Origin of the sequence: Thomasclavelia sp., from assembly GCF_017889095.1 — a bacterium.
In the GTDB taxonomy this organism is placed as follows: domain Bacteria; phylum Bacillota_I; class Bacilli_A; order Erysipelotrichales; family Coprobacillaceae; genus Thomasclavelia.
In genome coordinates, this window is record NZ_JAGHEW010000087.1 from 1 (window position 1) to 10,727 (window position 10,727).

A 10,727-nucleotide genomic window follows, 5' to 3' on the forward strand; every position below is an offset into this window, starting at 1 on the left:
AAACAAGAACCCAATCGGGTTCTTGTTATCTTTTATTCAACAGTAACTGATTTAGCTAAGTTACGAGGTTTATCAACGTCACAACCTTTTAATTTAGCTGCATAATAAGCAATTAATTGTAATGGGATAGCTACTAATACTGCTTGTAAAATAGGATTTACATCAGGCATGTAGTATGTTTCATTGACATTTCCAACTTCTTGACCAGCAATAGTAAATAAAATCACTTTAGCTCCTCTGGCAATTGTTTCTTGAATATTACTAATTGTTTTAGCGGCTACTTTTGGTTGGGTTGCTACGGCAATAACAACACTGCCATCTTCAATTAAAGCAATTGGTCCATGTTTTAATTCACCGGCAATATAGGCATCAGCGTGAATATAGGAAACTTCTTTTAGTTTTAAAGCTCCTTCTAAAACAGTTGCATAATCTAAATTACGACCAATAAAATAAGCATCGTGTAAATCTTTTAAATAACCAGCGTATTTTTCAAATAATGGTTCATCTTTTAAAATTTCTTCTAACTGTTTAGGTAGTTTGGCAATTCCTTTGATAATATCTTTATAGATATCATTTTCTTTACCTAAAGTCTGAGCAACATACATTGCTAGTAATAATAAAACAATTACTTGAGTTGTATAAGCTTTGGTGCTGGCAACAGCGATTTCTGGTCCGGCACAAGTGTAAATTGTTGCTTCGGCTTCACGAGAAATAGTTGAACCTAAAACGTTTGCAATGGCGATGGTCGTACATCCTTTTTCTTTAGCTAATCTAAGAGCTGCTAATGTATCGGCAGTTTCACCTGATTGAGAAACAAAAATACATAAAGTTTTTTCATCGATGATTGGATCACCATATCTAAATTCAGATGCAGCCTGGGAAAAAGTTGGGATCCCAGTTAATCTTTCTAAAATATTGGCACCTGAAAGACAAGCATGATAAGCTGTACCACAAGCGACAAAATATGCTTTATTAAATGCAGCAAAACGATCTTTTAAGGCAGCTAGTTCAGGTAAAACAATGCGATCTTCATTTTCAACGCGTCCTCTTAATGTTTCTCCAATAACGTATGGCTGTTCATGAATTTCTTTCAACATGAAAGTATCATAACCACCTTTTTGAGCAGCTTCGTTATCATAAGGAATATGCGTTTTTTCTTTAGATATTTCATTACCGTCTTGATCATAGAAAGTAATTTGATTTTTATTTAGTTTAGCAATTTCATAGTCTTCAATGAAATAAACATCTTTAGTATAGTCCAATAAAGCTGGAATATCACTAGCTCCAAAGCTGGCACTGTCATTGTTTCCTAAAACAATCGGACTATCTTTTTTAGTTACATAGACACAATCAGGTTCTAAAGTTGAAACAATACATAAAGCATAGCTTCCTTCAATCCGTTTAATTACTTTTTTTAATGCTTCAAGCAAATCTCCCTGATAATATGAGTCCAATAGATGAACAACAACTTCACTATCAGTTTCACTATGGAACTGGTAACCTTTAGCTAATAATTCTTCCTTTAACTCCCGATAGTTTTCAATGATCCCATTATGAACTAACGCAATTGTATTATCATTGTTAGTATGGGGATGAGAGTTTAAGTTTGAGGGAACACCATGAGTTGCCCAGCGAGTATGCCCAATTCCGACATATCCAACTGGAGTGTCATGGTCTAAACGATCAACTAAATTTTGCAATCTTCCTTTAGTTTTTACTGTAAAAAGTTGATCCTGGTCTACTAAAGTAACTCCGGCAGAGTCGTATCCACGATACTCTAACTTAGATAGTCCTTGTAGTAAAAATGGTAAAGCTTCTTCTTTACCTGAGAATGCTGTAATTCCACACATAAAAAATTCCTCCAAAATATTAAATTTTTATTTGTTATTATGGAGGATACCGAATGAATTTGTTTAATGATCACTCATTATTTTTGTTCATTGTTCAGGTAGTATCATACCTCTAGACCATCCGCCGAATCTTTCGATAAGTCTAGTCCTCGTCAACTAATCATGATTAGTCCTGGCGCTAACTGTTTAAATCTATCTCCGTAATAACTTGGTGTCTATTATATAAAAATAAAAGATAAAATGCAACCTATTTTATTATATGTAAATTAAGATGAATGTGTGATTGAAAATAAAAATTAATTTTTTATAAGATTTTAGCTATTTTTTCAAAATAGAACAGTAATTTTAATTGTTTTTGAATAAAATTAAAAAAAATCGTAAAAAATAAAAGTGATTTTTAAAGTTGAGGAGTATATGTTAATAGGAGGAATAATTATGAGTGTTCAAGAAAATTTATTAGAAATAAGCAGATCACTAGAAAATTTAGAAGAAACGGGAATTTACGATGTTGAAAAGTATAGTTGTTCATTAAAACATTTAACCAATCAGCTCGAATACTTTTATTGTCATCTTGTTAAAGAAGGCGGTCGGGATATCGATAATACATATTACCATTTAGCTAAGCGTCCCCAAATTCATCAACTGGCTTATTTTAATATTGGTCGCGGTTTTCCTAAAGAGTTAATGGATGGTCACTGGTGTTATATTTTAAAAGATCTTGGCTATAAAATGCTGATCATTCCTTGTACTTCAATCAAAGGCGGTAAGGCTAATCCGGAGTTTGAATTGGATGTAGATGTTATCATGGCTAATAAAAAAACTCAAAGTCGCTTACAGTTAAGTGAAATTCGCTGCGTTGATATGCAACGGTTAGATTTAAGAAAACCGTTTTGTGATGTTTTAACTAGTCATGATGAAATAATTAAGTATGTAAAAGAACATTTATTAAAATAAAAAGTGTGATTAGATAAATGAGAAAAATAAGTTGTAAATATTTATCTACAAGGATTATTCCTAAATGAACAATTTACTTTAATTAATAACTTCTATTTTAATTGGTGATAAAAAAACATGTAGCTTTTTGCTACATGTTTTTTATAAGTTTAATAAACGTTTAGTATCACGAGCGATAACTAATTCTTCATTTGTTGGGATAACAAATATTTTAACTTTGGAATTAGGAGTAGTAATTAAACGTTCACCTTGACCGTTAACATTGGCATCTTCGTCTAATTCAATTCCTAAAGCATCTTTTAATAAATCACAAATACCTTTACGGGCAAAAGCGGAGTTTTCACCAATACCAGCCGTAAAGCAGATAGCATCGACACCACCTAAAGCAATGAAATAACGTCCGATATAAGCAACTACACGACGATAGAAAATATCGATTGCCAGTTGTGCTCTTTCATTACCTTCCATAGCAGCATTTTGAACATCTCTAAAGTCACTTGATACTCCAGAAATACCTAATAATCCTGATTCTTTATTAAGCATATTGATAACTTGATGCATATCCATACCAACTTGTTCAATTAAATAATCGATTACAGAAGGATCTACGTCACCACTACGAGTACCCATCATGATTCCGGCAAGTGGTGTAAATCCCATTGAAGTATTAACTGATTTACCATCTTTTACAGCCGTTAAAGAACCACCGGCTCCTAAATGAGCTACGATAATTTTTGAATGTTCAGGATTTCCTAATAAATCAATTGCCCGTCTTGATACATAATAATGACTTGTTCCATGCGCTCCATATTTACGAACTTTGTAGTCAGTATAATATTTGTATGGAATTGGATAGATATAAGATCTTGGTTCTAAAGTTTGATGGAAAGCAGTATCAAATACTGCAACTGCTCCAGCTTCTGGAATAGCTTCTTTAAATGCATAATATCCAGTTAAGTGAGCTGGGTTATGCAAAGGTGCTAATGATTTTAATTCATCAATTTTATTTACTACATCATCATCAATCACAACTGAAGAATCAAAATAAGAACCACCTTGAACAACTCGATGTCCTACACCTTTTATTTCATTTAAATCTTTTACGATTCCTTTATTAACTAAAGTGTCTAATAAAAGTTGAACAGCTACTTTATGATCTTTAATTGGTTGTGTTGTTACACTTTTTTCTCCTTGATATTTAATCGTAAAAATTGAATCTTCTAATCCGATTCGTTCAATTACACCAGATGTAATTACTGATTCGTCATCCATTTCAAATAATTGGAATTTTAAAGACGAACTCCCTGCGTTTACAGAAATAATTTTTGCCATTTTTAAGCCTCCTTATTCTATCGTCATTATAACATCATTTTCTTAAATTACTAGATAAAACTAGTATCTTTATTAATTTTGTATTCATTATTATATGATTTTATCTAAATATTAAAGGAGGATCAATGTAATGAAAACTTATGGTTATGTAAGAGTTTCAACTAAAGAACAAAATGAACAGCGACAATTGATTGCCATGCAAGCTTTTCCGGTGACAAGTAAACATATTTTTATTGATAAAGTTAGCGGTAAAGATTTTAATCGGCCGCAGTATCAAAAAATGATCAAAAAAGTTCGGCAGGGTGATGTTATCGTGATTAAATCAATTGACCGTTTAGGTCGTAATTATGAAGAAATCTTGGAACAATGGCGCTTGATTACCAAAGAAAAACAGGCAAACATCGTTGTTTTAGATATGCCTTTGTTGGATACTCGTAATTCCAAAGAAAATTTAACGGGCATGTTTATTGCCGATTTAGTATTACAAATTTTATCTTATGTTGCGCAAACAGAACGCGAAAACATTCGTAAACGACAAAAAGAAGGAATAGCAGCGGCTCATCAGCGCGGAGTTCGTTTTGGCAGACCGCGAATTCCGATTCCGGATGAATTTGAAACAATCAAAAACAAATGGGAAAACAAAGAAATAGCTTCCCGTAAAGCAGCTAAAAAACTCGGCGTATCCCAGGATACTTTTTTAAGATGGGTCCATGGTAAGTAAATATTCGATATTTTTCTTGAAATTTTAACTAAATAAACTATAATAGTATACGAGCCAGGGGCGCATTATGCTGAGAAAGGTCTTGACCTTGTCCCTTATCATCTGAACTGGGTAATGCCAGCGTAGAGAGAGCAAAATTTTAATTAGCTGCTTTTTTACGCTTGTAAGAAAGCTTTTTTAATTTTGTTTGGCTCTTTTTTATAGAAAGGGGAAAACAAAGATGAAAAACAAAACATTTCAAATCACTACTAAAACAATGACGTATATGGCGATTTTTGCAGCCTTACAAATTGTTTTAGAGTACCTAACGCAATTTACTCCACAAATGCCTCAAGGCGGTAATGTTGCTTTTTCGCTAGTAGCATTGATGCTTTGCAGTTATTTGATGGGACCAATTTATGGTTTAGTTGTATCACTTGTTTGTGTTGGGTTACATTTCGTTTTAGGACTAGCAACTTTTTATGGGGCTTTGTCGGTTATTTTTGATTATTTTTTACCAATGGCAATCGTTGGTTTAGTATCCTTGATACCATTAATTAAAATAAAACAAATTGATATTCCAATTGGTATTATCATTGTAATGGTATTAAAAACAATTTGTCATTTAATTGCCGGTTATTATGCTTTTGCCACACTGTTAATGGCTAATCTGGCATACAATTTGCCATACAATATAGCAACTATGGTAGCATGTTTTATTTTGTTTATGCTTTTATATCCACGTTTAAAAAACGTTATTAAAATTTAATCAAGATCAAGGTATCGCTAAGATACCTTTTTTAGTTTTGTTTTTCACTTTAAAAAAAGTTAGATTTTGTGTATAATAGAAACGTTATAAAGCGAGGTAGAAAATGATGTCAGATTCTCTGGTAGGAAAAAAAGTGTTAATACACTGTTATAAGCATAATGGAACAATACATCGATGCTGGTCAAAGGGATTTATCTTAGATGAAAATGATGATCATTTTATTGCAATAAATAATCGTACTTTAGTAACCGAAGCTGATGGCAGAATGTGGCATACAAGAGAGCCAGCCATCTGTTATTTTCCAAAGAAAAAATGGTATAATGTAATTTGTATGATTAGAAAAACAGGTGTTTATTATTATTGTAATATTGCTTCACCAACATTATATGATGGTGAGGCCCTAAAATATATTGATTATGATTTGGATTTAAAAGTTTTTCCTGATGGAAATTATCGAATTCTAGATGAAGAAGAATACCGCCAACATGCAAGAGAAATGAAATATTCACGTGAGTTAGATGCAATATTAAAAAAGCAGTTACAGATATTGATTGATCTTGCAAGTAAACGGCAAGGACCATTTAGTGATGAGTTTACTAAACATTGGTATCATGTGTATGAAGATTTAACGCAAGGATAGGTGAAAAAGATGAAAAAAGAAATAATGGTAGATGATTTAAACGGGACATTGGAATTAGGAAAAAAAATCGGTGAACACTTAAAAGCGGGGATGCTGCTTACTTTAGATGGTGATCTTGGTGCCGGTAAAACAACTTTTACTAAAGGAATCGGTCAAGGATTAAAAATCAAACGAATCATTAATAGTCCTACATTTACAATTTTAAAGCAATATCATGGTTCTTTAAATTTATCACATTTTGATGCCTACCGTTTACAAGGTCAGGATAATGATCTTGGTTTTGAAGAAATTTTTGATAGCGATGATGTTTGTGTGGTTGAATGGCCAGAATTTATTAATGATATTTTACCAAAAGAACGTTTGGAAGTAAAAATAAAAAAGATTGATGAAAATAAACGAAAATTTATTTTTGTTACGGATACAAATAAATATGAACAATTACTGGAGGCGCTTGGATGAAAACAATTGTAATGGATACATCAAATAAATATTTAGTCATTGGATTATATGAAGATGATTTGGCTATCGCTAAATACCAGGAAGAAGGTAATCGCCGTCAGTCGGAAGATGCCATTGTTCGTTTACAAGAATTATTAAATCAAGCTAATTGGCAGCTTTTAAAAGTCGATGAACTAGTAATTACAATTGGTCCTGGTTCCTATACCGGAGCCCGTGTGGCTTTAACAATTGCGAAGACATTAGCAGCTATTTCTAATTTAAAAATTAAAGCAGTTTCTTCACTTCACGCATTAGCGGGTGATAAACAGGTTGTCAGTGTCATCGATGCTCGTAGTCATAAGGTGTTTGTAGGAGTGTATCGAAATAATCAAAGCATTGTTGATGATCGAATCATGCTGATCGATAATTTTCAGGATTTTATTAGTAATTATCCAGATTATCAAATCGTTGGCGATAGTGAATTAGTTGGCTATCATAGCGAGGAAGTTGACTTATGTCAAAATATTTATCAGGCTAGTAAGGCTGTGGCATATTTAGAGGATGTTGATAATTTAGTTCCTCGATATTTAAAAGATGTTGAGGCTAAAAAAATATGTTAATTAGAAAAATGGAACTTAAAGATGTTGATCAAATCGTAGCGATTGAACAAGATTTATTTAGTTCTCCTTGGCAAAAAGAAGATTTTATTTATGAACTAGAAAAAAATGCTTTTTCGACTATTTTAATTGTTGAAGAAAATCAGGAGATTGCCGGATACTTAGGAATGTGGAATCTTGGTGATCAAAGCCAAATTACCACTTTAGGCGTTGTGAAAAAATATCAAAGACGTGGTTTTGCTCGAGCGTTATTAGATAAATGTGATGAAATTGTTAGATATTTAGGTTATGATAATATTAGTTTAGAAGTACGGGTGTCTAATTATAAAGCAATTAATTTGTATCAAAGCTGTGGTTTTAAAACTGTAGCGATTAGAAAAGGGTATTATCAAGATAATCATGAAGATGCCTATTTAATGATAAAAGAAATGGAGGAGAAAAAATGTCATTGATTTTAGCGATTGAATCCAGTTGTGATGAAATGGCGATGGCTGTTTTAAAAGATAAGCGGGATTTTTTGGCGAGCGTAATTGCTTCACAAATTGATATTCATGCATTATATGGTGGAGTTGTTCCTGAAATTGCCAGTCGTAAACATGTTGAATGTGTATCACTAGTACTAAAAGAAACTTTAAAGAAAGCAGCAATTACGATTGATGATATCGATGCTGTCGCAGTTACAAAAGGACCAGGATTAGTTGGTTCATTACATATTGGATTGCAGGCAGCTAAAACTATTGCCCTTGCTTATCATAAACCTTTGATCGGGGTCCATCATATTGCTGGTCATATTTATGCTAATAATTATAATCAGGATATTAAATATCCAAGCTTATGTCTGGTTGTAAGTGGTGGACACACGGAACTAGTTTTATTAAAAGCGCCATTTGAATTTGAAGTTATTGGTGAAACTTTAGATGATGCTGTTGGTGAAGCTTATGATAAGGTTGGTCGGGTCTTGGATTTACCATATCCAGGAGGACCGGTATTGGATAAAATGGCAGCTATGGGAAATACTAGTTATAATTTACCAGTACCTTTAGATGATGGCAGTTATAATTTTAGTTTTAGTGGATTAAAGTCGGCAGTAATTAATTTGAATCATAAAGCTAAACAGCGTAAAGAAACAATTGAAAAAAATGATCTGGCGGCTTCGTTTCAAAATGTGGTAATTACTTCATTAGTTACTAAAACAATTAAAGCAGCAAAAGAATATCAGGTAAAGCAGATTATGCTAGCTGGAGGTGTTAGTGCTAATCGGGGGTTACGTAAAGCAATGGAAGAAGAGGTGGCTAAACTAAAAGATGTGGCTTTGTTATTACCGCCAATGAGCTGCTGTACTGATAATGCAATGATGATTGCTTTAGCGGCAAAAGAAATGTATGATTTAAATTTATATAGTGACTTATCATTAGGAATTAAACCTAATTTAGATTTAGAAAGTGAATCGGTTAGTGAGGTCGTTAAAAATGGATAAAAAAATCTCTAACGCAACGATGTCACGCTATCCGATTTATTTAAAAGCCCTTCGTAAAATGCAACATGAAGGTAAAGAAAATTGTCTTTCAAGTGAACTGTCATCACTTACCGGTATTCAGGATACTACGATTCGTCGGGATTTTACTTATCTGTCTAAAACCAATAATTTTGGTCAGCGTGGTAAAGGTTATGATGTTAAGCATTTGATCGATGGGTTGAGTGAAGTTTTAGGATTAGGTCTTGATGAGCCAATCATTATTATTGGTGTTGGCAATTTAGGCAGTGCTATTTTAAAATATAACCGCTGGCAATATACAGTTGGTAAAATCGTCTGTGGTTATGACCAGGATAAAAACAAAGAGGGAGAACGCTTTGGGGTTAAAATTCATCATATTGATGATTTAGAAAAGAACTTTCCTAAAGGGTGTAAGATTGCTATTTTAGCGATTTCTGATAATGTCCAGTCTACTGTTGACCGGTTGATGAAATTAGGTATAAAAGGAATAGTTGATTTTACGCACACTCATTTTACCGTATCTCCAGGTGTTGAAGTACAACAGGTTGATGTTGTCGTTGCTATTCAGGAATTAGTAATTAAAATGGATTCGCATCGTCAATAAGACTTGATTAATTGATAAATTAAATTATAATGGTGAAAATAGGAGGATTAATATGTTTGAATTTATTACAGTAAGAGAATTGTATGAGATGTTTTTAAGCAATCAGGTTATGGATTTAGAGGGGTATGAATATGTTGAACTTGAAGGCTGGGTAAGAACTAATCGTAATAATGGTAAACTTGGTTTTATTGCTTTAAATGATGGAACATATTTTAAAAATCTACAGATTGTTTATAGTGAAGAAAAATTAAATAATTATCAAGAAGTTGAAAAAATAACAACAGGTAGTGCTATTCGGGTTGTCGGTAAATTAAAATTGACACCAGAAGGAAAACAGCCTTTTGAAGTAGAAGCTACTGAAGTAGAAGTTGAAGGAGCTTGTGATAATGACTATCCATTACAAAAGAAACGTCATTCATTTGAATATATGCGCGAAATTCCGCATTTAAGACCACGGGCTAATAGTTTTTATGCGATTTTTAGATTAAGAAGTGTTCTTTCAATGGCAATTCATGAATTTTTCCAATCACAAGGATTTGTTTATGTCCATACACCAATCATCACTAGCAACGATGGTGAAGGAGCTGGTGAAATGTTTAGAGCGACAACTATCGACGATACTAATTTTGAAGATGATTTCTTTGGTAAAGAAGCCTTTTTGACAGTAACGGGACAATTACATGTTGAAGCTTTTGCTTTAGCATATCGTGATGTTTATACTTTTGGACCAGCTTTTAGAGCTGAAAACTCAAATACTTCACGTCATGCTAGTGAATTCTGGATGATTGAACCAGAAATTGCTTTTGCTGATTTGGAAGATAATATGGATCTAATCGAAGATATGGTTAAATATTGTATTGAATATGTCTTAGATAATGCTCCAGCGGAAATGGAATTCTTTGCTTCAATGATCGATAAAGATTGTATTAATCGAATCACTAAAGTTAAAAATAGTGAATTTAAGCGCATGACTTATACTCAGGCAATTGAAATCTTAGAAAAAGCTGATGTTAAATTTAAAAACAAAGTTCATTGGGGTATGGATCTAAATAGTGAACATGAACGTTATATTTGTGAACAAGTTGTTCAAGGACCAGTTTTTTTAACTGATTATCCAAAAGAAATTAAAGCTTTCTATATGCGTTTAAATGATGATAAAAAGACTGTTGCAGCCTGCGATTTATTAGTACCAGGAATTGGAGAATTAGTAGGTGGCAGCCAGCGTGAAGAACGATATGATGTTTTAGAAGCTATCATGGATGAAAAAGGAATGAGCAAAGACGGTTTACAATGGTACATGGATTTACGTCGCTATGGTGGATGTAAAC

At 32.8% G+C, this 10,727-nt stretch carries 12 protein-coding genes and 1 riboswitch; of the genes, 10 read left to right on the plus strand and 2 right to left on the minus strand.

Annotated features, from left to right (window positions below):
• Nucleotides 1–32: 32 nt before the first annotated feature.
• Nucleotides 33–1,850, minus strand: coding sequence for a glutamine--fructose-6-phosphate transaminase (isomerizing) (gene glmS, locus J7M77_RS03870; RefSeq protein ID WP_296876190.1), 1,818 nt, complete (start codon nucleotides 1,848–1,850; stop codon nucleotides 33–35).
• A gap of 435 nt (nucleotides 1,851–2,285) precedes the next feature.
• Here glmS and J7M77_RS03875 point away from each other — a divergent pair, with 435 nt between their 5' ends.
• Complete coding sequence (locus J7M77_RS03875; protein WP_296876191.1) at nucleotides 2,286–2,804, plus strand: hypothetical protein; 519 nt, start codon at nucleotides 2,286–2,288, stop codon at nucleotides 2,802–2,804.
• A gap of 141 nt (nucleotides 2,805–2,945) precedes the next feature.
• Here J7M77_RS03875 and J7M77_RS03880 read toward each other — a convergent pair whose 3' ends face one another.
• A complete protein-coding gene (locus J7M77_RS03880; RefSeq protein ID WP_296876192.1) occupies nucleotides 2,946–4,136 on the minus strand; it encodes an acetate/propionate family kinase in 1,191 nt (396 codons plus the stop codon).
• Nucleotides 4,137–4,266: 130 nt separating this feature from the next.
• Between J7M77_RS03880 and J7M77_RS03885 the strand changes: the two genes are divergently transcribed.
• The 9 genes from J7M77_RS03885 to asnS form a co-directional block, all read left to right on the plus strand.
• A complete protein-coding gene (locus J7M77_RS03885; RefSeq protein WP_296876193.1) occupies nucleotides 4,267–4,857 on the plus strand; it encodes a recombinase family protein in 591 nt (196 codons plus the stop codon).
• 46 nt (nucleotides 4,858–4,903) lie between these two features.
• Nucleotides 4,904–5,004, plus strand: a riboswitch (TPP riboswitch).
• Nucleotides 5,005–5,077: 73 nt separating this feature from the next.
• Nucleotides 5,078–5,605: an ECF transporter S component gene (locus tag J7M77_RS03890; protein WP_296876194.1), complete on the plus strand. Its 528-nt coding sequence runs from the start codon at nucleotides 5,078–5,080 to the stop codon at nucleotides 5,603–5,605.
• A 106-nt stretch (nucleotides 5,606–5,711) separates the two neighbouring features.
• Nucleotides 5,712–6,245, plus strand: coding sequence for a DUF402 domain-containing protein (locus J7M77_RS03895; protein ID WP_296876195.1), 534 nt, complete (start codon nucleotides 5,712–5,714; stop codon nucleotides 6,243–6,245).
• 9 nt (nucleotides 6,246–6,254) lie between these two features.
• On the plus strand, nucleotides 6,255–6,704 hold the full coding sequence (tsaE, locus tag J7M77_RS03900; RefSeq protein WP_296876196.1) for a tRNA (adenosine(37)-N6)-threonylcarbamoyltransferase complex ATPase subunit type 1 TsaE: 450 nt from the start codon (nucleotides 6,255–6,257) through the stop codon (nucleotides 6,702–6,704).
• Complete coding sequence (tsaB, locus tag J7M77_RS03905) at nucleotides 6,701–7,303, plus strand: tRNA (adenosine(37)-N6)-threonylcarbamoyltransferase complex dimerization subunit type 1 TsaB (RefSeq protein ID WP_296876197.1); 603 nt, start codon at nucleotides 6,701–6,703, stop codon at nucleotides 7,301–7,303. Before tsaE ends, tsaB begins: the two co-directional genes overlap by 4 nt.
• Nucleotides 7,297–7,752: a ribosomal protein S18-alanine N-acetyltransferase gene (gene rimI, locus J7M77_RS03910; RefSeq protein ID WP_296876198.1), complete on the plus strand. Its 456-nt coding sequence runs from the start codon at nucleotides 7,297–7,299 to the stop codon at nucleotides 7,750–7,752. The genes tsaB and rimI overlap by 7 nt, the downstream gene beginning before the upstream one ends.
• Complete coding sequence (tsaD, locus tag J7M77_RS03915) at nucleotides 7,743–8,777, plus strand: tRNA (adenosine(37)-N6)-threonylcarbamoyltransferase complex transferase subunit TsaD (RefSeq protein WP_296876199.1); 1,035 nt, start codon at nucleotides 7,743–7,745, stop codon at nucleotides 8,775–8,777. The genes rimI and tsaD overlap by 10 nt, the downstream gene beginning before the upstream one ends.
• Nucleotides 8,770–9,399: a redox-sensing transcriptional repressor Rex gene (locus J7M77_RS03920; protein WP_296876201.1), complete on the plus strand. Its 630-nt coding sequence runs from the start codon at nucleotides 8,770–8,772 to the stop codon at nucleotides 9,397–9,399. Before tsaD ends, J7M77_RS03920 begins: the two co-directional genes overlap by 8 nt.
• 52 nt (nucleotides 9,400–9,451) lie before the next feature.
• Nucleotides 9,452–10,727, plus strand: a 1,276-nt coding sequence (gene asnS / locus J7M77_RS03925) for an asparagine--tRNA ligase (RefSeq protein ID WP_296876203.1), incomplete at its 3' end; no start/stop codon positions are given.

What these genes read in the sequence shown, in the direction of transcription:
- tsaE (WP_296876196.1), top strand. Translation starts at nt 6,255, where the DNA reads ATGAAAAAAGAAATAATGGTAGATGATTTAAACGGGACATTGGAATTA.
- tsaB (WP_296876197.1), top strand. Translation starts at nt 6,701, where the DNA reads ATGAAAACAATTGTAATGGATACATCAAATAAATATTTAGTCATTGGA.
- J7M77_RS03895 (WP_296876195.1), top strand. Translation starts at nt 5,712, where the DNA reads ATGTCAGATTCTCTGGTAGGAAAAAAAGTGTTAATACACTGTTATAAG.
- J7M77_RS03920 (WP_296876201.1), top strand. Translation starts at nt 8,770, where the DNA reads ATGGATAAAAAAATCTCTAACGCAACGATGTCACGCTATCCGATTTAT.
- J7M77_RS03880 (WP_296876192.1), bottom strand. Translation starts at nt 4,136, where the DNA reads ATGGCAAAAATTATTTCTGTAAACGCAGGGAGTTCGTCTTTAAAATTC.
- J7M77_RS03890 (WP_296876194.1), top strand. Translation starts at nt 5,078, where the DNA reads ATGAAAAACAAAACATTTCAAATCACTACTAAAACAATGACGTATATG.
- tsaD (WP_296876199.1), top strand. Translation starts at nt 7,743, where the DNA reads ATGTCATTGATTTTAGCGATTGAATCCAGTTGTGATGAAATGGCGATG.
- J7M77_RS03885 (WP_296876193.1), top strand. Translation starts at nt 4,267, where the DNA reads ATGAAAACTTATGGTTATGTAAGAGTTTCAACTAAAGAACAAAATGAA.
- J7M77_RS03875 (WP_296876191.1), top strand. Translation starts at nt 2,286, where the DNA reads ATGAGTGTTCAAGAAAATTTATTAGAAATAAGCAGATCACTAGAAAAT.
- rimI (WP_296876198.1), top strand. Translation starts at nt 7,297, where the DNA reads ATGTTAATTAGAAAAATGGAACTTAAAGATGTTGATCAAATCGTAGCG.
- glmS (WP_296876190.1), bottom strand. Translation starts at nt 1,850, where the DNA reads ATGTGTGGAATTACAGCATTCTCAGGTAAAGAAGAAGCTTTACCATTT.